This window comes from Pantoea sp. EA-12 (genome assembly GCF_030053355.1).
Lineage (GTDB): Bacteria > Pseudomonadota > Gammaproteobacteria > Enterobacterales > Enterobacteriaceae > Pantoea > Pantoea vagans_C.
Window position 1 is genome coordinate 1 of sequence record NZ_JASGBY010000019.1, and the last position, 23,004, is coordinate 23,004.

Annotated in this window: 26 protein-coding genes and 1 pseudogene; 6 read left to right on the plus strand and 21 right to left on the minus strand. The window is 55.8% G+C overall.

Annotation, left to right across the window (positions count from 1 at the left end; translation table 11 throughout):
- From QMZ30_RS22020 to QMZ30_RS22075, 12 genes and pseudogenes are all read right to left on the minus strand, one after another.
- Window positions 1-212, minus strand: a pseudogene (locus QMZ30_RS22020) (hypothetical protein); the annotation flags it as partial.
- Between the two features lie 140 nt (window positions 213-352).
- Window positions 353-670, minus strand: a complete 318-nt coding sequence (locus tag QMZ30_RS22025; protein WP_034830884.1) for a HigA family addiction module antitoxin — start codon at window positions 668-670, stop codon at window positions 353-355.
- Window positions 670-951 (minus strand): type II toxin-antitoxin system RelE/ParE family toxin, encoded by a 282-nt coding sequence (locus QMZ30_RS22030; RefSeq protein ID WP_034830883.1) that lies wholly within the window; start codon window positions 949-951, stop codon window positions 670-672. Before QMZ30_RS22030 ends, QMZ30_RS22025 begins: the two co-directional genes overlap by 1 nt.
- A 70-nt stretch (window positions 952-1,021) precedes the next feature.
- Entirely contained in the window at window positions 1,022-1,771 is a 750-nt protein-coding gene (locus QMZ30_RS22035) for a plasmid SOS inhibition protein A (RefSeq protein WP_283228963.1), read from the minus strand.
- A complete protein-coding gene (locus QMZ30_RS22040) occupies window positions 1,768-2,214 on the minus strand; it encodes a conjugation system SOS inhibitor PsiB family protein (RefSeq protein ID WP_283225709.1) in 447 nt (148 codons plus the stop codon). Before QMZ30_RS22040 ends, QMZ30_RS22035 begins: the two co-directional genes overlap by 4 nt.
- 93 nt (window positions 2,215-2,307) lie before the next feature.
- Window positions 2,308-3,990 (minus strand): DUF4942 domain-containing protein, encoded by a 1,683-nt coding sequence (locus tag QMZ30_RS22045; RefSeq protein ID WP_283228964.1) that lies wholly within the window; start codon window positions 3,988-3,990, stop codon window positions 2,308-2,310.
- Window positions 3,991-4,749: 759 nt separating this feature from the next.
- Window positions 4,750-5,163 carry a hypothetical protein gene (locus QMZ30_RS22050; RefSeq protein ID WP_283228965.1) on the minus strand — a complete coding sequence of 138 codons (414 nt, stop codon included), beginning with the start codon at window positions 5,161-5,163 and terminating at the stop codon, window positions 4,750-4,752.
- Between the two features lie 47 nt (window positions 5,164-5,210).
- Window positions 5,211-5,648, minus strand: a complete 438-nt coding sequence (locus QMZ30_RS22055) for an antirestriction protein (protein WP_283228966.1) — start codon at window positions 5,646-5,648, stop codon at window positions 5,211-5,213.
- A 439-nt stretch (window positions 5,649-6,087) separates the two neighbouring features.
- On the minus strand, window positions 6,088-6,321 hold the full coding sequence (locus tag QMZ30_RS22060) for a YubE family protein (RefSeq protein WP_241798825.1): 234 nt from the start codon (window positions 6,319-6,321) through the stop codon (window positions 6,088-6,090).
- A gap of 17 nt (window positions 6,322-6,338) precedes the next feature.
- Window positions 6,339-6,983 (minus strand): DNA methyltransferase, encoded by a 645-nt coding sequence (locus QMZ30_RS22065; protein ID WP_283225712.1) that lies wholly within the window; start codon window positions 6,981-6,983, stop codon window positions 6,339-6,341.
- A 349-nt stretch (window positions 6,984-7,332) separates the two neighbouring features.
- A complete protein-coding gene (locus QMZ30_RS22070) occupies window positions 7,333-7,566 on the minus strand; it encodes a hypothetical protein (protein ID WP_283216837.1) in 234 nt (77 codons plus the stop codon).
- A 43-nt stretch (window positions 7,567-7,609) separates the two neighbouring features.
- Window positions 7,610-8,539, minus strand: a complete 930-nt coding sequence (locus QMZ30_RS22075; protein ID WP_283225713.1) for a DUF1281 domain-containing protein — start codon at window positions 8,537-8,539, stop codon at window positions 7,610-7,612.
- A gap of 410 nt (window positions 8,540-8,949) precedes the next feature.
- On the opposite strand from QMZ30_RS22075, the gene QMZ30_RS22080 reads away from it, so the two are divergent.
- From QMZ30_RS22080 to umuC, 3 genes are all read left to right on the plus strand, one after another.
- On the plus strand, window positions 8,950-9,204 hold the full coding sequence (locus QMZ30_RS22080; protein ID WP_241798756.1) for a helix-turn-helix domain-containing protein: 255 nt from the start codon (window positions 8,950-8,952) through the stop codon (window positions 9,202-9,204).
- A 169-nt stretch (window positions 9,205-9,373) separates the two neighbouring features.
- The gene (gene umuD / locus QMZ30_RS22085; RefSeq protein WP_241798757.1) at window positions 9,374-9,823 is read left to right on the plus strand and encodes a translesion error-prone DNA polymerase V autoproteolytic subunit; all 450 of its coding nucleotides are present in this window, start codon (window positions 9,374-9,376) and stop codon (window positions 9,821-9,823) included.
- An 8-nt stretch (window positions 9,824-9,831) separates the two neighbouring features.
- On the plus strand, window positions 9,832-11,106 hold the full coding sequence (gene umuC / locus QMZ30_RS22090; RefSeq protein WP_283216847.1) for a translesion error-prone DNA polymerase V subunit UmuC: 1,275 nt from the start codon (window positions 9,832-9,834) through the stop codon (window positions 11,104-11,106).
- A gap of 202 nt (window positions 11,107-11,308) precedes the next feature.
- Here the strand turns inward: umuC and QMZ30_RS22095 are convergent, their stop codons facing one another.
- From QMZ30_RS22095 to QMZ30_RS22115, 5 genes are all read right to left on the minus strand, one after another.
- A complete protein-coding gene (locus QMZ30_RS22095) occupies window positions 11,309-11,560 on the minus strand; it encodes a hypothetical protein (protein WP_283216835.1) in 252 nt (83 codons plus the stop codon).
- Window positions 11,547-12,341 (minus strand): ParA family protein, encoded by a 795-nt coding sequence (locus QMZ30_RS22100; RefSeq protein ID WP_283216834.1) that lies wholly within the window; start codon window positions 12,339-12,341, stop codon window positions 11,547-11,549. Before QMZ30_RS22100 ends, QMZ30_RS22095 begins: the two co-directional genes overlap by 14 nt.
- A gap of 149 nt (window positions 12,342-12,490) precedes the next feature.
- Window positions 12,491-13,279 (minus strand): site-specific integrase, encoded by a 789-nt coding sequence (locus QMZ30_RS22105; RefSeq protein WP_283216833.1) that lies wholly within the window; start codon window positions 13,277-13,279, stop codon window positions 12,491-12,493.
- A complete protein-coding gene (locus QMZ30_RS22110; RefSeq protein ID WP_283216832.1) occupies window positions 13,276-13,959 on the minus strand; it encodes a hypothetical protein in 684 nt (227 codons plus the stop codon). The genes QMZ30_RS22105 and QMZ30_RS22110 overlap by 4 nt, the downstream gene beginning before the upstream one ends.
- 40 nt (window positions 13,960-13,999) lie before the next feature.
- A complete protein-coding gene (locus QMZ30_RS22115) occupies window positions 14,000-14,356 on the minus strand; it encodes a hypothetical protein (RefSeq protein WP_283216831.1) in 357 nt (118 codons plus the stop codon).
- 481 nt (window positions 14,357-14,837) lie between these two features.
- Here QMZ30_RS22115 and QMZ30_RS22120 point away from each other — a divergent pair, with 481 nt between their 5' ends.
- The gene (locus QMZ30_RS22120; RefSeq protein ID WP_283225714.1) at window positions 14,838-16,019 is read left to right on the plus strand and encodes a conjugal transfer protein TraE; all 1,182 of its coding nucleotides are present in this window, start codon (window positions 14,838-14,840) and stop codon (window positions 16,017-16,019) included.
- Between the two features lie 3 nt (window positions 16,020-16,022).
- Window positions 16,023-16,937: an Rpn family recombination-promoting nuclease/putative transposase gene (locus QMZ30_RS22125; protein WP_283225715.1), complete on the plus strand. Its 915-nt coding sequence runs from the start codon at window positions 16,023-16,025 to the stop codon at window positions 16,935-16,937.
- 55 nt (window positions 16,938-16,992) lie between these two features.
- Here QMZ30_RS22125 and QMZ30_RS22130 read toward each other — a convergent pair whose 3' ends face one another.
- The gene (locus tag QMZ30_RS22130; protein ID WP_283225716.1) at window positions 16,993-20,112 is read right to left on the minus strand and encodes an MFS transporter; all 3,120 of its coding nucleotides are present in this window, start codon (window positions 20,110-20,112) and stop codon (window positions 16,993-16,995) included.
- A gap of 211 nt (window positions 20,113-20,323) precedes the next feature.
- On the minus strand, window positions 20,324-20,569 hold the full coding sequence (locus QMZ30_RS22135; protein WP_283225717.1) for a DNA polymerase III subunit theta: 246 nt from the start codon (window positions 20,567-20,569) through the stop codon (window positions 20,324-20,326).
- A gap of 54 nt (window positions 20,570-20,623) precedes the next feature.
- Between QMZ30_RS22135 and QMZ30_RS22140 the strand changes: the two genes are divergently transcribed.
- The gene (locus tag QMZ30_RS22140) at window positions 20,624-21,304 is read left to right on the plus strand and encodes an SOS response-associated peptidase family protein (protein ID WP_283225718.1); all 681 of its coding nucleotides are present in this window, start codon (window positions 20,624-20,626) and stop codon (window positions 21,302-21,304) included.
- Between the two features lie 10 nt (window positions 21,305-21,314).
- On the opposite strand, the gene QMZ30_RS22145 is transcribed toward QMZ30_RS22140, so the two are convergent.
- Both QMZ30_RS22145 and QMZ30_RS22150 read right to left on the minus strand, forming a co-directional pair.
- A complete protein-coding gene (locus QMZ30_RS22145; RefSeq protein WP_283216822.1) occupies window positions 21,315-21,560 on the minus strand; it encodes a DUF2767 domain-containing protein in 246 nt (81 codons plus the stop codon).
- A 224-nt stretch (window positions 21,561-21,784) separates the two neighbouring features.
- Window positions 21,785-22,147 carry a hypothetical protein gene (locus QMZ30_RS22150; protein WP_283216821.1) on the minus strand — a complete coding sequence of 121 codons (363 nt, stop codon included), beginning with the start codon at window positions 22,145-22,147 and terminating at the stop codon, window positions 21,785-21,787.
- Between the last annotated feature and the right edge of the window lie 857 nt (window positions 22,148-23,004).

Here is a 23,004-nt window from a genome sequence, read left to right on the forward strand (position 1 = left end):
GAGCGGTATGCGGGGAAACCTGCACGTACCGTTCTCAGGGGGCAGCGGCGCAGTAATGCGCCGCTGCTACCCGACATGCTGTTGCTGTTGCTGTTGCTGTTGCTGTTGCTGTTGCTGTTGCTGTTGCTGTTAAAACGTATTTTTATGCGGGGGCCAGTAAAAGCTGGCATGGAAAAAGCAGAAGCTGAAACGGGTCTGGAGATGATGGCCATACGCATCCGGGCGGAGAGGACCGGTGCGCCAGCACCGGTTTTCCCGGCCCGCAGGGCGGCGGTGTTGCCGTTCCGGGCTGGCAGAAAGCACAAAGCAAAACCGCGCCAGACGGCGCGGTATAAAGTTATCTTTCGCAGGGCTACTTGCCGGGCCGATCCTGGGCGGAAGCGGCCAGCACGCCCGGATGCAGGTGCACGCCGGAAACGTCTGTGGTGGCACGCGCTTTGTGCAGGTCGCAGGCGGCCTGCATGGATAACCAGAGGCGCGCCGCAATGCCCAGCCCCGCCTCCAGTCGCACCGCCATTTCCGGGCTGACCGACGCCTTACCGCTGGCGACCTTACTCAGCGCCGCTGCTGACACGCCCAGCTCTTTCGCCAGCACGCGCAGGCCGATGTTATTATCTTCAATGTACTCGGTGATCAGACCGCCCGGATGCGGGGGATTGAACATGGCCATCAGTGGTAGTCCTCCAGGTTGAGAATATAGGCATCACCGTCCGTGAATTCGAAGGTGATGCGCCAGTTAGCCCTGACCGTGATGGAAAACAGGTTTTTCCTGTCGCCCTTCAGGGGGTGAAAACGAAAGCCCGGATAGTTCCTGAATTCATCCGTGGAAAGCGCCTCATCGATGACCAGCAGGCGAAGCCGGATGCGTTCCGCGTCCTTTGCCTGTACGCCGCTGATATCACCTTTCTCAAACAGCTTCTGTAATCCTTTGTGCTTCCAGCTTTTAATCACTTTTCGGCTCCGCGTTTCCTGTTGAGAAACAGTATACCATATGTTTCGTCACGCGAAACACTCTGTGCTGTTATTTTTCATCGCCCTGAGAAAGGGTGTTCATGGCCGTCAGCTTGTTTGGCACCAGCCAGCGGTTCATGCCCTTCTGCGCGCTGTCCATGTGCAGCGATCGCAGGTGAATTTCTCCCGCCACTTCACAGGCAACGTCTCCGGCATACGGCTGCAGGGTTTCCAGGCCGTTCAGCGACGGAAAGCGCCGCGCCCACGCGGCGATCATGTTCTTCATATCGTTTTCCGGCACGCTGTCACACCAGGCGGCGAACCAGCTGCGCAGGGTCTCCGGCGTGCGAAATGCCAGCTCGGTTTCAGCCTGACGGATGCGGTTCTCCAGCTGGCGTTCCTGATAGTCGGCGGCCTGCCGTTCCCGCCGCGACGCGTGGCTGACGGACTTATCTGCAGCGTGTTTTGCACGTTCTGCCCGGCGGAAAACGGCCTCCGGAAACAGAGTGATGGCCAGTTCGCCCGGCAGCGGCAGCGGGCACACCTCGCCCGCCGTGCTGAGGAACATATCCAGCGCCCCTTCCCACTCCGGCAGCGGCGCGCGTTTTTCGCGCGGGCGCAGGTAAATGCCCCGGATGCGGTTCAGAGCCTGGACGCTGACGCGGCTCCTGCCGCTCAGCTGCTTCATAAACGCGGCGGCGTAGGGATGGCGGGCCAGCCGCGCCCCCCGTTGCTGCGCATGCTCAACCGCCGCGATGGCCTGCAGGGCGGCCTGACGTTCCGGCAGCAGGGTCACCAGAGAAAGTGATTTCGGGATCATGCGGCGTGCCCTCCCATCCGAAGCGCGGCGACCAGCTCACCGGCACCGGTGAAGCCCGCCCGCGTGTACTCTGCGATTTTTTCAAGCGTGGTGCGAAGCGTAGCAGGTTCAAAGCGATAGCCAGCGCTCAGCGGGACGCGTGACCGGGTGCGCGCATCCGTCAGCACCGCGCACCATACCGGCGAATCGGCCGACGGGCTGACCAGCTCGACGGCAAGCCCGGCGGCATCGGCGAGGGTCAGCCGCAGGTGTACGGGATAGGCTCCACCCCATTCGCCCCGCATCTCGCAGTCTGTGCGCCAGCTGTCCGGCAGCTGCAGCGCGTTCAGTACGGCACCGCTCAGGCGCTGGCGAAACGCTTCGCCCCGGTTGCGGTAGGCTTCAAAATCGCAGCCGGTGAAGGCCTGCAGGGTGTTAAGCGTAAATTTTTCTTCCTGGGTCATGATGTTCTGCTCTGTCTCGGGGTTCAGTTTCCCGGCCCGTTTACCGGGCCGGTGCGGTGTCCGGCAGGGTCGCCCCTGCCAGCCGGGCCGGGTTTATTCCGGCTTGTAGGCCATGAGGCGCACCACACGCACCCCGGTTCCCGCAAACATGCCCTCCATCGGCGCGGACCAGCTGCAGTCCCAGCCCGGCAGCAGGTTTTTGCGGTCGCTGCCTGCGGGCAGGATGGCCGCCAGGCGTCCGCCGTTCTTCACCAGATCCGCCGCCGCGTTCAGATGCGCCACGGCGCGGCCTTCACTAAACGGCGGATTCATCACCACCACGTCAAACCGCTGATCGGTCACCGGTGCCCACGCCAGAAAATCGGCTTCGATCACGTTGTGGCCTTTGGCCTCCAGTACGCGGCAGTGCAGCGGCGAAATTTCCACGCAAGTGGTCTGCGCCTTCGGCATCAGGTCGGCCAGACCGCCCATGCCCGCGCTCGGCTCCAGGCAGGTTTCCCCCTCGCGGATGTCCGCCTCGTCAAGCAGCTGCGCGGCGAGTTCGTCAGTGGTCGGGTAAAACTGGTGCGTTTTCTGCTCCGGCAGCGCGCCAGACAGCTGGATATCTTCCAGCGCCGTGGTCGGGTCGTAATCGAATTCAAACCAGGTGAAGGCGTTAATATTCATTTTTACGCCGCCCAGGCTCAGCAGCACTTTTTCCGCTTCCGCGCGCGCAGCCGGGTTCTCGTCCGAATAGCCCTTAAAGCGGCGGTTATAGGGGTTTGTCGTCACGGGCGGGCGCGGCTCTTCCCGGCGGTTGCGCTGCTCTGGCTCGGTGCGCTCTGTCTGGAGGTCACCGAGCACGCTCAGTACGGAAAACGGCAGGAGGTTTGTGTGCAGCTCAAAGGTTTTCGCCTTCGTGCGCGGCTTCTGGCGGTGCTCCGCCGGGATGGCAGCCGGGTGCAGGAAGGCCAGAATGTCATTCAGGCGCCAGGCCATATCCGGGTGAATTTCAAGATGAATGGTGCCTTTCAGGAAGGCTTTGACGCGCAGCGCGCCACCGTCGATGGCAACCCACTCGCCCGAACGGGCGCGCGCGATGTTCAGAATTTTGTTGGTGGTGTTCAGGCCGGTCGCGTCGCGCCCCATAAACTTCGCGATCACCTTGCGCAGGTCGTCCACGTAGCCGGTGCGGTCGTAGTTGCAGTGTCCCCACTGATCGAACATGCATTCAATAATCATGCGCTTGCTGAAGCCTTCCGGGCGGTTGGTCACGTGGCTGCGCGACAGGCTGCGGAAAATGCCGTCAACGCGCTCGGAGAAAAATTTCTGACGTGAGAAAAGCAGCTCGGTGAGCGTGGCACGCACCGCGTTCTCTTCAAAATCAGGCGCTTTCATCTCATGGATCTGATTGTTCCACTCATTGCGGCGATCGTTGGGCATGTACTCGTAAACGTCGGTCAGGCTCAGCGCCTGCTGCCAGAAATCGGCATTCAGTGACGCCAGCGCGCCGGGCAGGTCAAACAGCTTCGACACGGGCGGCACGTGGTAGCCCCGGCTGCCGTGAAGGTTGCCTCTCAGAAAGTGCCCCACGGCCTCATGATTGTCACCGCCGCGGATAGAGACCGACAGGTCATTCAGCTTCGTGCGCAGGAAGTTATAACGACCCAGCAGGCTATCAATCAGATCGGTTTCAACGGGCGCAAAAAAGGTCTCTGAAATGACTTCCCCGGCGGCGTTGATCGGGGCGCGGTCGGTTGTCGCTTCAGGGGTGACGTTTACGAGTGTGTTTTGCATGGCATAGCTCCTTAAATCCGGCTGAATGGGTGCAGCACGCGCTGCGGACCCGAAAAAGACCTTCTCTGACGCGGGTTTCTTCTTCCCGGTCTGGCCTTTCGCGGCAAAGGGCAAAGGAGCAACGACGAAGTGAGGGCATAAAGGGGCGACGACTGAAAGTTTTTGCGGCCCCTGGCGAAAAGTTTCTGGCGGCGTGCATTTCACCCCTTTTTGCCGGAACCGGCGGTGCCACGACCAGCCCTCCGCGCAAGGGCTGGCCGGAATGCAGGGAAGCGTCAGAAGGGACGTTGCAGACCGCCCCGCGGGCTGGCCTTAAAGGCCCGGCGGGGGTTTGCCGGGACGGTGAAAGCGACGGCGAAGCCGGCAGCAGCCGTTGACCTCAGCCATCAGACCCTAGCCGTCAGGCACGGAGCGCGGCCTTTCGCGTTCCGGCGGAGCTTACCGGCTTTGCCGGTTAGCGGAGTGGGGCTCGACGACCCGGCTTGCCGGGGAGCCGAAGGGGGGCAGGCTTCGGATTTGGCTTTGGCTTTGGCTTTGGCTTTGGCTTTGGGCTGCATAAAACTAAAAAAAATCGCCATGTCTGGGCTGTTTTCGATGAAAAATGGCATTTCCCCGCATAAAACCGGGCATTTCGTCAGCTTCACTCAGATGCATGATGGCGCGGAAGCGGGCAACGCCTGCCGCCGGTCGCCGGAGGCGACAGGAAGGTTTTCCGGCCGGAAAGGGGCGCCGGGCTTCCCTGCCCTGCACTGTCCCGCCTTATTTTTCCAGTGCCGCGATAACTGTTCTGATGGCCTCATGTTCCTCTGGCCAGAGGCGAACCGCTGTTCCCTCTCCGCCCTGCGCATCCTCAAGCCGCATATAATCGCCCGCCACGCGCAGCACCTGTGCCAGCGCGCGGGCGGACACGGTGACTTCCCGCGCCTGCGCCTCGTCCTCGCGCAGGTTTGTCAGCATGTCCCGTACCTCGTCCCGCCCGATGCCATAGCGGCGGTGGTCGCCATCCTCTGCGATGAACTCCAGCACCCTGCCCGCCTCTTTTTCTGTGATATCCATGCATTCCGCGCTGTCCATCACGTCTTCCAGCGTCCAGACCAGGACAGCCACCGGGCTGTCTTCACTGAACGACGCCATCAGGTGGGCACACACTTCTTTAACGTTACCGTGCATCATGTTTTTTCTCCTGTTAACGGGGCGGCCCGTGCCGCCCCGTGGGTTAATCAGTCCAGCGCGGCAAAAATCGCGGCGGCTTCCGGGTGGGCAAAGGCGTAGTCGGTCAGCTGGCGGTGACGGCGGCAGTACAGCGCGCACAGCTCCGTGTCATCGTGGCGGTCATACATCCAGCTGCGGTGGTTCAGCACCAGGGAAGTGATCACGATGCCTGCCGCCTCGCTGCTCAGGCGCACGTCGCTGTAATTTTCCGGGTTAACGAAACGCCAGGTTTCCTCCGCTGCGGGCTTCATGAAGACACCGCCGGACGGCAGTTGCGCGAAGTCCCACACGCCGCCGTCGTAGTCCGCCAGGTAACGATCGGCGTACAGGTACACGTTGTTTTCGGCGCGCATGAAATCGTCGCCGAAGAGCGCGGGCAGGAAACGCAGGCGCACGTAGCCGTCAAGGACGCGCGCGGACTCAAAAGCAGGGGTGGCAGTATTCATCAGAAATCTCCGCAGTCAGGGTGGTTAACAGTTCCGGCCTGTGCCGTGACTGAATGACAGCCCGGCGAAAAGCGGAGTGTTCAGGAGCGGTGACGAGGCCGCAGCGCAAGCGAACGGAGGCGGGATTACGGACGGCGCAGACGCGAAGCATGAGCGGAGGCGCGACGGGAGTAAGCGCGCCGGAGAGAGTGCGAACGGGGGAGGAGACGAGCTTGCGGCTCTTGAACACGCAGCGGCCGGGCTAAAGTGAAGTCACGGCACCGGCCGCAGACCGCACGGTTTTTATTCCCCCGCCGCAGGCGGCATCAATGAGGCGCGCAGCAACATCCATATTGTCTTGTCCACATCCGGGGTGCATATCCGCCCCGGAACCCTGTGGATAAAACCGGCCCTGCCGTGCGCCGGCAGGGGTGCAGAGTGGCGTTCGTTTTTTAATCAGTCACGCCCTCAGGTGTTTCTGTATCACGGCCGCGCGCCGGTAGAGTTCAACCAGGTCGCTATCGATCCCCTCAATCAGCAGGCCGGCCATGCGCTGCTCGCGGCTGGCGCCGTGCCAGAGGTGCCGCGCAATCATGTCGCGCAGGCGCAGATGAAATTCGTACAGCGACTCTTCCAGGTCGGCGACGTCGGCTGCCAGGGTATCGTTGTCAGTGTGCATAGTGTGATCGTTCATCGTGTTCTCTCCGTTCATCAGGCCGCGCGGGCGTCGCGGTGGGCATACAGGCGGCGCAGGCCGGCCGCGTGGTACTGCTCCATCAGCTCGATACCAATCCAGCGGCGCCCGCACGCCTGGGCGGCCACGCAGGTCGAGCCAGAACCTGCAAACGGGTCCAGAACAATGGCGCCGGGCTGTGTGAAGGTCTCAATCAGCGGCCGCAGGGCGCTGACCGGCTTTTCGGTCGGGTGATGGCGGTTGCCGGTGTACTCCCACGGCATCACATCCGGCAGCGGCTTTGCCGGCAGCGACGGGCGCCCTTTGGCCAGCACGTAGGCGCTTTCGTGCTGGTAGCCGACGAAGGCCGATTTTGAGGCGTAAGGCTTGGTGAAGACGATGTGGCCCACCACGCGGAACCCGGCCGCCTTCCATGCCTGCATAAAAATGTCTATCCGGTTCCAGCCGTAGAAGCTCACCGCCAGGCTGTTGTCTTTCAGCACCCGGAACATTTCGTTGCTCGCCGGCTGCACCCACTCGCTGTTCACGTCGTTGGCAATCGAGCGGCCGGAACGGTCCTTAAAGCCGACGAGGTACGGCGGGTCCGTCAGAATGAAATCAATGCTCTTGTCCGGAAAGCCGCCCATAACCTGTACGCTGTCGCCGTGCATGAATCGAGACATAGTGATGCTCCTGTGTATGAAGGGGGCACCGGTAGTGGTGCCGTGACCTCCACACAGACGGGCGAACAGCAGAGCAAACAGGGGCGACACCGGAAGCCGCACGCGCCGCCGGAGCGGACTGAATGTCCCGCGCACGGCGGGGAACGGGTGAGGATGGCGGCGACAGCTTACCTTGTTTGCGAGGCCGCCCGGCTACCGTGAGGGCACGGCACTTTACGCCCGCCGTCTTCCGGCCGCAGGACGGAAGACGGCATGAAGGCGGAGCGCAGCGACAACCTTTTTTCATTCCTGCAGTGATGCCGCCGTGACCGGCGACATCAGAGGATCTGCAGCTGCATACCGGGCAACGCTATGCCCCTCCCTTCTCCAGCAAGACAGCATCGATGGCCATCTCCAGATGCCACCAGTTAAATCCCTCGTTTGCATCATGATGGTCTTCGGCATACTCCATGGCCGCCGCAATCTCCTGCGGCGTCAGGGAGGGTTTAATGGACAGAAAATCTTCTGCCAGCCAGAAGGTGCCGCAGCACAGCTCGTCATCGCCAACTGCGGCAAGCCGCGCCCTGAATTCCCGTACGGTCATTGCTCTCATCGCTTATCCGGCGGGTCGCCCCGCCGCCTCCGGTTCAGCCGCCGTAGCTGGCCACGTTATCGATAATCCACTCCGGGCCGGTCACGTCCCGGTACCCGTCCTCATCCGCTTCCTCGCTCCATTCCAGCGTCTCACAGCGCTCATCCAGCTGAAGGCCGCCTGAGTAGGTCGCCCATCCGCAGTAGTCGCAGCCGGCTTCGGCATACCAGTGCTCAGCGGTGACGCCGTAACGGGCGGTCAGGGCGCACATTACCTCAGGTGAGGGTGGCGACCAGGGCGTATCAAAGTCGGCGTTAAATACTGTTTCGCCGGAATACGACAGGTTAAGGTCGTGCGCGTGTGGCCACTTCGTGCCGCAGCGGTCGACGGTGTCCGTAAATCCGTCGGGGACGCCTTCAAGCAGGCGGCCGTTATAGCCGTTGATTTCAGCATCGAGGCGCGGCGGGATCAGCTGCAGCATGTCGAACGGCAGGGTTCTGAGGGGAAGCGCCTCTTCAAGGCAGAGTCCGTCCCATTTGTCAGTCACTGCCTGCCCGCTGATCGTCCAGTGCCAGTCACCCTTCTTTTTCTCCCACAGCGCGCTAATCGCCGTCCGCTGCTCTCCGGTCAGGGACGCCCACGTCATGCGCTGCAGGCCGCTGGCCAGCCACAATGCGTGCAGCCGTTCGCAGGTCTCCGGCGTCAGCTCCGCGCCGCTGCGCAGCAGTTCCAGCCACTGCGTAAACGCGCGGTTTTCCGGCGTATCGCTGCCCGCCGTCACGGTCAGTGCCGGATAGGGCGCATATTCCGTTGCGACCGTCGGGCGCAGCAGCCCGGCGCAGCCCGCCAGAAAAAGCTGGATCCCCTCCCCCGCAGCCCGCACGTATCCGGGCGCGCCAGCGCCCCCTTCCATCAGCGCCTTCACCTTAGATACTTCCTCTACCGGGCCTGTGACCCGCAGCCTGTTGGCACACCAGTTCGGCATGTCGACTCCTCCGTTAAGGGTTGCACGGTGCCATCTGCACCGTGCCGCCACGGAAGCCGGGCAAACAGCTGAGCAAACAGGGGCGACAACGGAAGCCGCACGCGCCGCCGGAGCGGACTGAATGTCCCGCGCACGGCGGGGAACGGGTGAGTATGTCGGCGCAGCTTCCCTTGTTGGCGAGGCCGCCCGGCTAAGGTGAAGGCACGGTGCAGTTTTGAAAGATGAAGCCCTGCAGGGGGGTGAGGCAACAGCCGGCGTCAGGCGAAGCGAAGACGCCGTTAAAAAACGGAGCGCAGCGACATCTGCCTTAATAGGAAGGAATATTTCCGCACATTAATCTCGAAAAAAAGTGCAGTTTCTGCACTTTTATAGCAGTACAATGTCCATCATTTCAGATAAAGAGAACGCTCATGACGGGATGGCAGCTGAGACTCTGGCGCAAGGGGCTGATGTGGAGCCGTGAAAGGGCCGCTACAGAGCTGGGCGTCAGCCTGCGCACTTACAAGGACTACGAAAACGCCGAAACTGTGAAGCGGGCGGTGGCCATGGCCACCGTCACCCTGTCGCTTATCAACATCATGCCGGCGCTGCAGTCCGATCAGCTGAGCAAGGATCTTCTCATGAAGATGCTCCGGGAAATGACCGGGGACGCGGCCGCAAAATAAAAACGGACGGCTTTCATACAGATGAGCGGTACATATGCGGATTACCCGCCGGTGCGGCTTGTAAGTTAAATCCGCCTCATTAATACTGTATGTATAAACAGTATTTAAGAGGAGGATTTATGCGCACAAATATGATGATTCAGCCGCGCCCGGCCGGGGGCGGTGCAGTATGAAACACGCCACCTATGCTCAGGGCCTGTCGCCGTTCTGGCCCCCAGTTAAAACGCCGCGGGTCCGCATCCCCCTTTTTGCAGAGCCGTGCGCGGCCGGCTTCCCCTCCCCCGCCGCCGACTACGTTGAAAAAGAGCTGGACCTGAACGAGCTCTGCATCCGCCGGCGCGCCTCCACGTTCTTCGTGCGCGCCAGCGGCAGCAGCATGGAGGGCCTTGGACTGTATGACGGCGACGTCATGGTGGTTGACCGGGCCGAGGAGGCGTCGCACGGGGATATCGTGATCGCCGAGGTGGAGGGTGAATTTACGGTCAAGCGGCTGCAGCTGCAGCCCCGCCTCGCGCTGCTGCCGATGAATCCGGCTTATCCGGTGATTTATCCGGAGGAACTGCAGCTGCTCGGCGTGGTCACCTGGTGGTTTAACAGCACGCGCGCGCGCCGGAGGTAACCATGCCCATGTTTGGCCTGGCAGACGTGAACTCATTTTACGCCAGCTGTGAGGCGCTGTTTCGTCCGGACCTGCGCGGTAAGCCCGTCGTGGTGCTGTCGAATAACGACGGCTGCGTGATCGCACGCAGCGCCGGCGCCAAAAAGCTCGGCATTAAAATGGGCGCGCCGTGGTTCCAGATTAAAACGCAGGACTTTGCGGAGCGCGTGCATGTCTTCAGCAGTAATTACGAGCTATATCATAGCCTTAGCACGAGAGTAATGACGGCACTGGAGCAAATGACACCCCGCGTCGAGCAGTACAGCATCGATGAGATGTTCCTCGATCTGACCGGCATCGATGGCTGCGAGGACTTTGAGCACTTTGGCCGGCGCCTGCGCGCGCACGTGCTGGCCACCACGGGTCTGACCGTGGGCGTCGGCATGGGACCGACTAAAACCCTGGCGAAATCCGCGCAGTGGGCCAGCAAGGAGTGGAAGCAGTTCCGCGGCGTGCTGGCGCTCACGCCGGGCAATCCGAAACGCACCGAAACGCTGCTGGCCAATCAGCCCGTGGAGGAGGTCTGGGGCGTGGGCCGGCGCATCGGAAAAAGGCTGAACGTCATGGGCATCACCAACGCCCTGCAGCTGGCGCGCGCGCACCCTGCCCTCATCCGCAAAGACTTTAACGTGGTGCTGGAGAGAACCGTGCGCGAACTGAACGGCGAATCCTGTATTCCGATAGAGGAACTGCCTCCGGCCAAACAGCAGATTTGCTGCTCCAGGTCCTTCGGCGAGCGCATCACCTCAAAGGTGGCCATGCAGCAGGCGCTGTGCCAGTACGCCACGCGCGCGGCAGAGAAACTTCGCGGTGAACGGCAGTTCTGCCGGCGCATCAGTGTCTTCATCCGGACGTCACCGCACGCCGTGAACGAAGTCTTCTATGGCAACACTGCCGGTGAGAAACTCCCACTGCCCACACAGGACACGCGCGACATCATTGAGGTGGCCATGCGGAGCCTGGACCGTATCTGGCTTGATGACCGGCGCTATATGAAGGCCGGCATTATGCTCGATGACTTCACCCCCAACGGGGTCAGCCAGCTCAGCCTCTTTGACGATGCGCAGCCCCGGGCCAACAGTGCTCAGCTCATGAAGGTGCTCGATGGCATTAACCAGTCCGGGCTGGGCAACGTGTGGTTTGCAGGTCAGGGAATAAGTACCGAATGGAAAATGAAGCGTGAGATGCTTTCACCTGCGTGGACTACCCGATGGGATGACATCCCTGTTGCACACGTAAGGTAAAAAAGATCTTTATCGAATATTTGTATATGCGTTTGTATATACAAATATATATGCTTTTGCATATACATTTATGACTTAGATGGTCAGACTTTTCGGTAAGGTATGTATATACATAAGCATATACATACCTGTCATAAAAAACATTCCTAAACTCGTAACAGTTAAATTTTTGTATATGCACTTGCATATACAAGTACGTCTATCACGTGTTTTCAATCAATAAGTTAGCAAGCTTCTGGAGAATTTTATCATCATCTAAATAACAGGCTGCGCGTAAAACTCTTGAACGGGTAATGTTTTTCTGAGGAAGTAATTCCTGCATTTTCTCAACTAGCATAGAAAGAGCATCATCATCCAAACCCGTAAGCCGCAGGTTCATCTGTCTGCCCGTTGTGATGTTGCGCTTCTCAGCAACTCGGGTAACCCCTTTGGTTATGCGATCACTTCTTGCCAATTTCGGCCCCCTTTATTTGCTCCAGGAGTTCTTGAGTGAAAGCTTTATAATCTCTGTAAGGACGCTCATTTCTAGCGAAGAACATTACAGGACGATGAACATCGGTCGCCTGTTTAAAAAGCTCGCTCTGACGTATTTCGGTCTTGGCTACAACATATCCGGCTTCTTCGATCAGTCCCTCAATGGATTTTTTCATCTTGGAGTGAGATTCGTTTACTTTTGTCTTTACAAGTGTATATACAAAAGGCTCATTTCTTCGCACTTCCTGAACCACCTGAAATAAATCTTTAATGCCTTTAACTGCACGCTTATCCATATCTACAGGGATGACAATTTTATCAGTGATAAGCAGGGCGTTTTCAATGCTCAAATCAATAGCAGGACGAAGGTCAATGAGGATGAAATCATAGGAATTTTTTACCTTGTTCAAACCCTCTTCAAGAATGCTTAGTCTATGGCGAAATCTTTCTGCACTTCGGGCTTCAACCGCAAGGGTTATATCGGCAGGTATGATATCTAGGTTAGCAATCGTGCCCTCACCGTCCATCGCTGAATAAATAAGCTTATTGATATCAAATTTAGGATCCGCAAACAGGTCCGTGATGGTGTAATCCTCATCACCACGTCCCAGATCATCACTAAGATTTCCCTGATGATCTAAATCAATCAGCAGAGTTTTATAGCCTGCCAAAGCTAATGAACAACCAACGGACATGCAGCTGGTTGTTTTGGCCACACCGCCTTTACTATTAGCGAAAGAGATAATGTAGGGCTTTTTCATAATCACCACCGTGTATATACAAAAGTATATGCATATTAACTTATAGATGATCGCTGTCAATGTATATACATAGGTATATGCAAAATAATGTTCATGTATATACTCATGTATATACACTAAGTTATGATTATATCAATATTTACAGCAAGTTAACCTTTAATTCCTTTCAATAAATTCACAGCATCATATCCCGGCATCTGGAACTGCACCCGGTGCCGGGCCGCCACGTCCAGCGCAAACACTCTTGTGTAAATCTCCGTCGACTTCGCGCTCTTGTGGCCGAGCAGGCTCTGCAGCGCCTTGAGCGGCGTGCCGGCGTAGAGCATGTGCATGGCGTAGCTGTGCCGGAAGGTGTGCAGGGTGACCGGCACTGAGAAACTGACCCCCTCTGACGCCGCCGCTTCAGTGGCCTCGTTCAGCCAGGTGCGCGCCGTGCGGTCGGTAATCTCCCACAGCCGCACCCGCTCCGTGCGCCCCGTCTTTTCGCTCCGGCGCTCAATGGGTATGCGCAGGGTGGCTATCATCATCTCCAGCTGCGTCACGTACTGCGCGTCGGACAGCGGTACCAGGCGGTGGGGCACGACGCCGGCGGCGCGGCGTCCGGCCCGGTGCTCCGCCTTGTCCTCCCGCTGCTTGAGCGTGGCCAGCTGCACGAACGGGTACTGCTGGCGCAGCAGGAAGTCCCCCCGCGTCAGCGCCAGCGCCTCGCTGATGCGCGCGCCGGTGTTCCACAGCGTGGTGAACAGCATTTTGCGGCGCAGGTCGAGCATGAAGTGGAGCAGGGCGCTGACCTCCGGCGCCAGCAGGTACTTTGGCAGGTCGTCAACCAGCGCGGCCATCTGGCGCAGCGCCAGCGCCGCGGGGTAGTCGATGGCCACAGGCAGCTGCTGCGCCGGAAACTGTCCCACAACCGGGAGGTTCATCGGAGACGTGATCATAGGCCGTCTCCGCAGCGCGGGTTATTCATTGTTTGTTTTCTCATTGCGTTCTTAATCTCAATTCGGGCCAGCTCCTGTCTCCGCAGAGTGGCCTCGACTGACCGTCGGTGTCTTTCATTCCGCCAGACTTTCCAGAGCACCCATTGTGCTGACCAGGGCATGGCGTCCAGTCTGGTGTCAGGAAAACCAGCCTCATTACGAAGACGGCGGGCAATGATCACTGCTTTGATGCCAAGCCGGGCATACTGATAATGGCGCTCTCTGGCGACTTCGAAATGATGAAAAGAGTTGTCCTTTCCGGGTGAAACGGCCACGGATCTGTCAGCTTCTTTCTGCAGGACAGCCAGCTCGCGGATGCTGTATATCAGCCGGTCGGGAAGGGCACGCCAGTCCCCCGTCACAGCGGCGTAATCGAGGACGGGGCGGGAGACCTGAGGGTTTTTATCGCCGGAGGTGTAATCAAATTCCTTAGTCACGCCGGCGCACCCCACCGCGAACTGCTCCAGCAGAAAGACCAGCTCGGTGCCGATAAAGTACCGCTCCCGATTCAGCTTTTCTTGTGACGCCCTCTTTTCACGGCGTGTTATGAAAATATGCGACAGCCATTGGCTGCTCAGTGCACCAACGATACCTGCTCCTGCGCTGATAACCGGCACCCAGACCGAAATCCCCTCAACCATAAACTTATACTCACCTGAAAGTGCTAAATCCCGTCCTCAATTACGGTTGTGCAGTGGTGCCAGATTTTGTAATCGCATCCACCGCTTCCCTGACCGAAAAGCTCAGCCTGTCCTTCGGTGAAAACTGCACCCAGTAGCACAGGCGTGACGTCCAGGCCTGTCCGTTCTTACGCTGTTCGTAATCCACGCTGAACGCGTAAATCACCCTGTTGCTCAGATCCCACTGCGTGACCTCACAATATCGCGTATAGAGCGCCTTAAGCTCTCCGAAAAGTTCGCCATTCTTTACCGGGCCTGAGGCTTTAAGCTCCTCACGCTGACCCATGAAATAGTCCACGGCGGCTTTTTTGGAAGCAAATGCCTTCTGACCAATTATTAACGGTACGGCACGTCCCATCCTGAACTCCTTTATGACCTGAAGGTTAGTAGTCACGGAAGTAAATATTACTTTGAGTTATTGATTGATTCATTCTGGAAGTTTTAACTTGAACGATAATACCTCACTTTATAATAAGCAGACATATAGACACTCTATTAAATTACCTGACCGCCGTCTGCGCCGGATCCGCTTTTTTGCCAATATAGCACTTTCCCGGAAGCGTGGCGCGCCCGTCGCGGCGGGTCAGGCGCCGTTTTCCTGCCGGCGCTTCCCTGACGCATCCCGTATGTTGTGCTCTGAGCAGCTGATCGAGCCACTATATGTAGTATTTCGGGCGAAAAACCGCCGACGGAGAGGAATGATCCGGTTCTATACTTTTCCGGATCTGTTCGTGTCGGCAGAGAGCGATTCGCTTTAAATGTATGCGCATGTATTGCCTTTCATTCTGAAGCGATTCATGATGCGAATGTGTAATACAAACACCTACAAAGGACGCTGCATGCACTCCCTGACGAAAATTCTGCACTCGCTGCTGACCGGCGGACATGACCGGGCGGTCAAACAGATGGAAGAAGAAGACGACGGACGTAAAGAGGTCACCTCTATACGGCTGAAGCCGCAGACCCGCGCCTACCTGCAGGCGCAGAGTGAGGCGCTGGGCATTTCCGTTTCACAGTTCATCAATATCATCGTGGACGGCGTGGTCAACATCGAGACCTCACCGCATCAGAGCCGCATCGATACCATGTACGACCGTCTGATGCTGCTGTTTGAAAGCCACGGCATTGAACCGCTGCAGATGAGCCGCATGCTCACCGGCCACGGCTTCACGCTGTCCAAGCTGAAGTCCCGCGACGCCACCCTCGACCTCATCACCCCGGAACTCCTTGCCACCGTCAGCAGCTGGTTTGGCGTGCAGACGTCGTGGCTCAGTGCCAAAAGCAATGCCGTCTACCCAACCCGGAGCCTTCACTGGTACAAATGCCCTGAGAGCATGGCCGCCGCCGTGATCGAGCGAAACATCCGGTACGGCGAGCTTGATGTCTATGCCGTCAAAAACGCCGGCGTCGACTTTAAAATAGCCGAGGAGCATGACGACAACGAGCATCACTTAGGCATGGGATTTCTGCTCCGGTACCGCAACAGGGCAGGTGATTCCAGCGTCAGCCGGTATGAGTTCTGCGAATTTCAGCGCTGGAACTACGAGAAATGCCGCGCTGACCTGAAGCTGGTATTCAGGTTCCTGAGCGAGCTTGCAAGCAGAAAAGGCGGGATCCGTTTTCACGGCTGTTCGGTCGATGAGGCCATTTTTGACCGGATTTATCATGGCCGTATCCTTCCCGACCAGCTGGAAAAAGCCCTCAACCGCGCTGAATGGTGGGATCCCCGCAGCGTGCTGGGTAAATCCTCCGCTCATTACCGGGAAATGAAATTCGGACAGTACGTTACTGCTTACTGCGGGACGCCGGGGAAAACATTTGAGCCCGTGTATAACCAGTATTCCAGCTATCCGGAAGGGTGGAGGGTCTCGCTGTGGAATGGCGGTCAGGGTGAAGAACAGTACTTTTCGCTCAGCGCGGCGCTGGAAGACAGTTTTAACCGGTACCACAGCTCCGCAGATGACCCGGCAGACAGAAATGACGATGGCCGGACCTGCAGTGCTGCAGAACAGGATAAATAGCTTATGAAGAAAAAACCGACGCCGGTACCCCACGACGCCGCATTCAAGGCCTTCCTGACGCATCCGGATACGGCCCGGGACTTTATCGAGCTGCATCTGCCGGCAGAGCTGCGCGCCGTCTGTGACCTCAGCACCCTGAAGCTGGAATCCGGCAGCTTTGTAGAGGAAAGCCTGCGCGCCTACTACAGCGACGTGCTCTACAGCCTGAAGACCGCCGCCGGCGACGGCTACATCCACGTGCTGATCGAGCACCAGTCAACGCCCGACCGCCACATGGCGTTCCGCCTGATGCGCTACGCCGTGGCCGCCATGCAGCGCCATCTGGATGCCGGTCATAAAAAGCTGCCGCTGGTCATTCCTGTGCTGTTCTATACCGGGAAGCGCAGCCCGTACCCGTACTCCACCGACTGGCTGCAGGCGTTTGACGATCCGGCGCTGGCCGGGCGCCTCTACAGCGCGCCGTTCCCGCTGGTCGACGTCACGGTGATCCCGGACGAGGAGATCATGCACCACCGCAGCATGGCCGCGCTGACCCTGCTGCAGAAGCATATCCACCGGCGGGACCTGACCGACCTGCTGGACCGGCTGGCCGCCACCCTGATGGCCGGTCACCTCACGGGACAGCAGCTGGTTTCGCTGATAAACTACCTCGTACAGGCGGGCGAAACCGACGACGCCGAAGCCTTCGTACGCAACCTGGCACAGAGAGTGCCGCAGCATGAGGACGAACTGATGACGATTGCACAGCAACTGGAGCAGAAAGGGCTGGAAAAAGGCCTGACGCAGGGCCGCGTCGAAGGTGAACGTGAGGCGACTATCAAAATTGCCCGGGCTATGCTGCAAAAGGGCCTGGACAACCAGACCGTTATCAGCCTGACAGGGCTGACCGAAAACGACCTGAGTCTTATCCGCCATTGACAGAGACATCGCCTCTCTGTGTCATAACGGTGCCCTGAGGGCACCGTTAACCTTCCTAATCGGTATCAGATCTTTTCGGGTGTTCAATCCTGATTGATGGCGAACCTTTAAAGGTGATATCTGCCTGATACATCAGAATGAGGTCAAACCTGTCAGAGTCGCTCCGGACATTCTCAGAAGTAATTTCCACCAGGTTGCCAGACTCAAATTCCCTGAGTGAGAGAGCACTGAAAAAATCCTCATCAACAACCAGTGAACACGGCTGGTTAACGAACGGCATAAAGAAAATATGACAGTCGCCATTATGGGTTGTGACAGTTCTGGAGCCGTCACGGTTTATCTTCATAATCCGTTGGAGTTCAGCGCCTGCGAAAATCAGATTATTATACTGCTGGAAAATTTCCTTACTCATTACCAGAACATACTTACGTGAAAAATCAGATGAGGCTTTGATGTTATCAAGCAGCATATTGAAATCTTCGATGAAGATTTGTCGCGACGCTGCTGAGTGCAGGAGTTTATGTACTGCGATACGCTGAATATCGCTCACAATGCACTCGGCCTGGAAATCGCCTTCGTTTGCCGCCGCTATTGCATCGATCCCCTCAGCATAAGACTCTTTTTCAATGTGGACTGAGGGCCTCCGCTCCGTGAAACCCTCAGCACTTTTCACAAATCGGGTAAGCCTGAAGAGAGAAAGCGGAACGGGCTTTTGCAGGCGCCGGGTAAGATATTCTGAAGTTTTAGCAGCCGTGACAGCCAGCCGGGATGCATCGATGACGGCCTCCTTCAGCTGGGTATCCAGGTTTTGCTTAAGAAGATCGATGTGCTGTCCAAGGAGGCTATTGAGATTAGCTTTTGAGACAGCGATTTCGTTTTCGTTTAAATGACAGGGGCATTCCAGTGTTTCCAGCTGCTTATGAACGCCGGATAATACACCCAGAAGATGCTGCTTCTCACGATAGGTTATATAATCGTCCTCAATGGCCTCTCTAACGTCTTTGCTTATCTGGCTGCTTTCTCCAGACACAACCAGAAGTAACTGAGCCCAGGCCATGGGCATATCAATGAACCCGCGATCATATATTCCACTGTAAAGGCGACCTGAAACCATATCCGGCTTTTCGTAATCACTCATTCGACGCGCCAGCCCGGTCAGCCAGGCGCGGCTTTCCATTTTTTCTGACCACGTCCACAGACAAATTCGTATCAGGGACTTTATCAGTTCTCCGCCGTCATCTATTTTTTCTGATTTCGTTTCTAAACCACCAGTCTGGTCAGTGAGATCACCCTGAAGAATTAATCTTACGAAATGCGTGATAAATTTATCCTGTGCTTTCATTCTGGATGTGAGATATAAGCTCACGCAAATGCGCATGTCGATCAGAGCATTCATACAGGCAATGCTGAACCAGTCGCGGTCAGTTATACAGTTCATGTGTTTTATTATGAAAATACCGGGACTGAACAACTGGCCCTGGTAGCTGTATTTTTCAATCGAATGACTGTCAATATTCATGGAATGCTGCCACCTGTTAAGGAGGTCAACAGCCATATCGGTGGTCACGCGATCGCGCGTCTGTATTGCCTCAATAACCATCACTGAAATGTCCTGAAGCTGTGCTTTACAGAAGAAATCAAAAAGCTCCGCGTCATCTGCATTACAGAACCTTGAACTGACTACATCCTGATGACGTTCCCAGATGCTAATAAATGTTCTTAATAACCGGTCATAGCGCGTTCTGAGAGTGACACTGGAGAGCGGCTGATTCTGAGTGTACCAGCTTGTTAAGGTTGACCAGAAAGAGCGGGTGATCCCTATGTATATACCCAGCTCAGCAGTAGTTAACAGCTTGCGGTTATTGAGTATGCGCAGTCCGGTCCACAGGCACAGTTCAAAAAACCTTTCTGACTCTGCGATTTTATCCATTGCTTTCGCTGAAATAGAATAAATTTCATTAGAAAACGCATCCTGTATAGATATTTCGAATAGTTCTGATTTAAGTAATAAAAAGTTATCCGGCGCATCATTATTCTGAAAATAGTACAACTCACAAAGAGTCGTGAAATTATCGATTAAAACACCAGAGGCATCATCGAAGCCGTTAATATCTGAATCGCGCAAACACGAATATATATCTGCCGTCAGAGGCTGCATGATAGTATTGGATGTTGACAAGCTTCGCCGGTCCTTTACCTTGTAAAAACATTTTTTCAGTAACCTGACGGGATAGCTTTCAGAATCAATATTGCGCAAACTGAAAAGAACCTTTTTGTCCACCTCATCACCGCTTATGTAATTGTTTCCCACTGTGAGGTGACCAACACTGCCATTTTTAATCATCTGTTTATTAATCAGCCTGAGGGCTAATCTGAATGGCCGATGATACAGGCTTAGTACGTCTGTTTTCAGAAATTTCCCGGATACGTGCTGATTTTCAACCGAATTATCAACAAGCTTGATTTCAAGATTAGAAAAAATTGTCTGGGGGTAAACAGGATTAAGCCTTAACGAGGCGGCAACTTTTTCATTAACATGATTTCTGACGATACCAAAAGAAATATATCTTTTTACAACAGCCTGCCGCTTGTCATCATCCAGAACCTCCAGGCTGACGATAAAAAACCAGACGGAAAGCAGAATGTTAATGGTAAGCCATGCAGCACTTGTCAGGCAGGCGATGCCATAGAGATAATCTCCAAAAATCATTCTGACGGGGACACTTAAAAGAATAAATGCTGACAGGAATAATCCGCTCAGCCCTGCCAGCATGAACCCTGAATAACGCTGATAGGCACTCTGTGCCACTTTTCTGTCAGATTTTTTCTGAAAGACCACGCTGACAAGCCCTATCACCAGCGGATAAACAATACCGATTATAGTCAGCTGGCCACTCAGAATTGTAGTCTGCCACTCTAAAACAGAGTGACGGTAGGGAAAAAAGGAAGACAGGTATTCCCTTATGGGAACCTTTAGCAAAAAACCTGCTATAAGCATCACAAGAGCTGCGCATAGCAGACAAAATGCAGAAATAACCGGCGTAGATGAAAGTCTGATTATAAGTCTTTCCAGCGGGTTCCATTTCAAATGTGCATATATTGAATTTTGTAGAATTTTTGTTTGCACAAATTTTTTTGCGAGATACTCAGTTTTGTTTGTTACCCACCCGAGCATATACGCTCCTTTATTTTTGGTTTAATTTAATCCCTGTGAAATCATATGCAGGATGTGATGTTTAGTAACTTGCGTGTTTGTGAAAGGTCTGGATCGGGTCAACTATCCCATAATACCTCCCCTGATGATGCCAAAATAACATTTTCATGCAGCCCGGTTTACGGGACATGTCAAAAATCTGAACTGGCAGGCTGAGTGACCTTATCCCGGGTCACTCCCCCTTTGGTTCTTTCTGATAGACCGGATCGGTTCCCCGCGGGTACTGCAGGGCCAGATTGCGGTAATACTGCAGCCGTTCCCTGAAGTATTCGCGCAGCTCCTCCGGCTGCTGCCTTTCAGCTTCGGCCGGGATAACGGGCAGATTCAGGCGCTCTCTGTACGCCACGCCCGAGGCGGCCAGATCCGCGTTAACCTTCGCCCGTTCTTCCGGGCTGCGTGCGGCTAAATTCTGTGACATGTGAAATCCTCCTGACGTCAGTATACCCCGCTATCCTTACAGCAGGAGGTGACTATGTGCGGACGATTTGCGCAGTACAGCAGCCGTGATGAGTATTTTGACGCGCTAGGCCTGAAACCGGATGAAATCACGTTCGACCCTGAGCCCATCGGGCGGTATAACGTCGCGCCAGGCACGAAGGTGCTGCTGCTGAATGACCGGGAGGAGCAGCTGCATCTCGATCCGGTTTTCTGGGGGTACGGACCGGAATGGTGGGATAAACAGCCGCTGATTAACGCACGCGGGGAAACGGCGGCCAGCGGGCGGATGTTTAAGCCCCTGTGGCACCACGGACGTGCCGTCGTGCCGGCAAATGGCTGGTTTGAATGGCAAAAACAGGAAAAAGGTAAACAGCCGTTTTTCATCCACCACCGGGACGATCGCCCGCTCTTTTTTGCGGCGATCGGTAAACAGCCTTACGGAGAGGACCACGGCAAAGAGGGGTTTGTCATTGTGACGGCGGCGAGCAGTCAGGGCATGGTCGACATTCACGACCGGCGCCCGCTGGTGCTTTCCCCTGACGCCGTCCGTGAGTGGCTGAGCCCGGAGACGTCGCCCTCGCGGGCAGAAGAAATTGCCCATGACGCCGCCCTGCCGGAAAAGGCGTTTGCGTGGCATCCGGTCAGCAGAAAGGTGGGCAACATTCATAATCAGGGCAGGGAGCTGGTTGTGCCCGTCCCGGAAGGTGATGGCTGACGCGTCTGGCCTAGCGGGGGGCTTCTTCTGCTTCCTCATCCGGTTCGCCGCGCAGCTGTTCAATCGCGAAAATCAGTGAAGAGGGGCATAAGTCCTTTTTCTCAATGCAGGCGCCCAGCAGACGGATCAGCTCGGTGGCCAGCCGTTCCCGGGTTATTTCGCCGTCCTCGCTGGCGAGCTGCATGCAGCACATGCCGGCCGCAAAGCAGGCGTTGTGATAAATTTCTTTGTCGGTTTCATCTTCACTAAATATCATAAGGACTCCTGCTGACGTCGTATCTGATAATGAATGCGTATTTTCAGTGAAACGGGGGCTCAGGAAGGGGTTTCCGCGGCCTGAGAAGATTCAGTCTCAGAATAACACCGCCGCAGGCGGTGTGAGTACATTTTTTGCACAATGTACAGCTGTCGCAGGACCGGGATAAAGCTCCGCACCTGACCGGTCATCCGGGGCAGCAGATGGCCCCGGCATTCATCAGGCTATTCAGTCTCGTAAAATTTGGGCTCTCTGAGCGCTTCGCTGACTTCATCCAGCAGCTGCCTCAGGGCCATTTTTCCGGGAAGTTTCCCCATGGTTTTCCCGTCACAGGACGTGCGGGCGGCCCTGGCAGCGAAGTCCATGAAGCGCCTGTCCTCCCACAGCTGACCAATCATCATCATATTAAAGCCAATCTGCAGGCTGGCGCTGACGTCGTACTCGTCGCCGGGGCTGAAGATACTTTCCAGCTCCGCCCGCGCGTCCTCGTTCATCCGGCTGAAATCCTGATCGCGGTACCACACCACGCACTGTTTTATTCCGACACCCATCAGCTGTGCAAACTCTGCTTCTTCGTTCTCGGTCATACATCCTCAGAGGAACTCATCAAAAATCCGCAGGCAGCAGTGCATGCTGGCCACGATCACAAATAAGCATTGTAGTGCAGCCGGTCCTGGCTGGATATCTGATCTGATACCGATGCTGTTTAGTAATAAAACGCGCGGGTTTGGCGACAGTTCCTGCGGAGTTGAAAATTTTATACTCTGAAATAAATAAAAACGCCGAAGCAGTACGCTACCACGTCTTTCTGGAGCAATCCTTTAGGGGGCCTGGTTTGATAAAAATGGAAGGGATGGCGGCATCAAGCGAATTGATATATCCCGAGACAGGCAGATGCTCCGGCGCATTGATGCATTAACCAAGAGCGTGTGCGGCGACCGATCTGCATCGACGTTTTTAAGTCAGCAAACCCGTTCCGGCATTTATTGTCCGGAGAAGGTTCCCCCTTACTCTGAATCCCCTGTTTGTAAAATGACAACCGAGTCATCCGTGAATAATTTTTTCCATCTTATTATTCAGGTGAATATAAAGGCATTCGGTAGAAATTGAAAATAAATGTCTTTAATAGACCGTCACGACATCAGACCCAACCCTGAACGATAAACACTCGTAACCTGATAGAATCACAAAATTGATTTGTGACAGGATCGTTGCAGCAATCTGATGAAACTACATTCAGATGTACACATTTACGTTTTTCTTGCGTTATGAAACATAAAAAAACCTGATATCTTGATCCAGGCATCATTTTTTATAAAACCTGTTCAGATTATTGCTTTTTAAATAAAGTTAAAACTCCTGCAAATGGCTTACTGAACCATCATCTAACATCACTAAAATAAATAAAATAGATTATTAAACCAAGAAGAACAAATAAATTAGT

Excerpts from the sequence above, each read along its gene's own strand:
- QMZ30_RS22130 (WP_283225716.1), bottom strand. The coding sequence starts at position 20,112 with ATGCTCGGGTGGGTAACAAACAAAACTGAGTATCTCGCAAAAAAATTT.
- umuD (WP_241798757.1), top strand. The coding sequence starts at position 9,374 with ATGAAACACGCCACCTATGCTCAGGGCCTGTCGCCGTTCTGGCCCCCA.
- QMZ30_RS22025 (WP_034830884.1), bottom strand. The coding sequence starts at position 670 with ATGGCCATGTTCAATCCCCCGCATCCGGGCGGTCTGATCACCGAGTAC.
- QMZ30_RS22075 (WP_283225713.1), bottom strand. The coding sequence starts at position 8,539 with ATGCCGAACTGGTGTGCCAACAGGCTGCGGGTCACAGGCCCGGTAGAG.
- QMZ30_RS22055 (WP_283228966.1), bottom strand. The coding sequence starts at position 5,648 with ATGAATACTGCCACCCCTGCTTTTGAGTCCGCGCGCGTCCTTGACGGC.
- QMZ30_RS22145 (WP_283216822.1), bottom strand. The coding sequence starts at position 21,560 with ATGATATTTAGTGAAGATGAAACCGACAAAGAAATTTATCACAACGCC.
- QMZ30_RS22045 (WP_283228964.1), bottom strand. The coding sequence starts at position 3,990 with ATGCAAAACACACTCGTAAACGTCACCCCTGAAGCGACAACCGACCGC.
- QMZ30_RS22150 (WP_283216821.1), bottom strand. The coding sequence starts at position 22,147 with ATGACCGAGAACGAAGAAGCAGAGTTTGCACAGCTGATGGGTGTCGGA.
- QMZ30_RS22100 (WP_283216834.1), bottom strand. The coding sequence starts at position 12,341 with ATGAAAAAGCCCTACATTATCTCTTTCGCTAATAGTAAAGGCGGTGTG.
- QMZ30_RS22035 (WP_283228963.1), bottom strand. The coding sequence starts at position 1,771 with ATGATCCCGAAATCACTTTCTCTGGTGACCCTGCTGCCGGAACGTCAG.
- QMZ30_RS22080 (WP_241798756.1), top strand. The coding sequence starts at position 8,950 with ATGACGGGATGGCAGCTGAGACTCTGGCGCAAGGGGCTGATGTGGAGC.
- QMZ30_RS22050 (WP_283228965.1), bottom strand. The coding sequence starts at position 5,163 with ATGATGCACGGTAACGTTAAAGAAGTGTGTGCCCACCTGATGGCGTCG.
- QMZ30_RS22110 (WP_283216832.1), bottom strand. The coding sequence starts at position 13,959 with ATGGTTGAGGGGATTTCGGTCTGGGTGCCGGTTATCAGCGCAGGAGCA.
- QMZ30_RS22065 (WP_283225712.1), bottom strand. The coding sequence starts at position 6,983 with ATGTCTCGATTCATGCACGGCGACAGCGTACAGGTTATGGGCGGCTTT.
- QMZ30_RS22105 (WP_283216833.1), bottom strand. The coding sequence starts at position 13,279 with ATGATCACGTCTCCGATGAACCTCCCGGTTGTGGGACAGTTTCCGGCG.
- QMZ30_RS22060 (WP_241798825.1), bottom strand. The coding sequence starts at position 6,321 with ATGAACGATCACACTATGCACACTGACAACGATACCCTGGCAGCCGAC.
- QMZ30_RS22040 (WP_283225709.1), bottom strand. The coding sequence starts at position 2,214 with ATGACCCAGGAAGAAAAATTTACGCTTAACACCCTGCAGGCCTTCACC.
- QMZ30_RS22115 (WP_283216831.1), bottom strand. The coding sequence starts at position 14,356 with ATGGGACGTGCCGTACCGTTAATAATTGGTCAGAAGGCATTTGCTTCC.
- umuC (WP_283216847.1), top strand. The coding sequence starts at position 9,832 with ATGTTTGGCCTGGCAGACGTGAACTCATTTTACGCCAGCTGTGAGGCG.
- QMZ30_RS22140 (WP_283225718.1), top strand. The coding sequence starts at position 20,624 with ATGTGCGGACGATTTGCGCAGTACAGCAGCCGTGATGAGTATTTTGAC.
- QMZ30_RS22135 (WP_283225717.1), bottom strand. The coding sequence starts at position 20,569 with ATGTCACAGAATTTAGCCGCACGCAGCCCGGAAGAACGGGCGAAGGTT.
- QMZ30_RS22125 (WP_283225715.1), top strand. The coding sequence starts at position 16,023 with ATGAAGAAAAAACCGACGCCGGTACCCCACGACGCCGCATTCAAGGCC.
- QMZ30_RS22070 (WP_283216837.1), bottom strand. The coding sequence starts at position 7,566 with ATGACCGTACGGGAATTCAGGGCGCGGCTTGCCGCAGTTGGCGATGAC.
- QMZ30_RS22120 (WP_283225714.1), top strand. The coding sequence starts at position 14,838 with ATGCACTCCCTGACGAAAATTCTGCACTCGCTGCTGACCGGCGGACAT.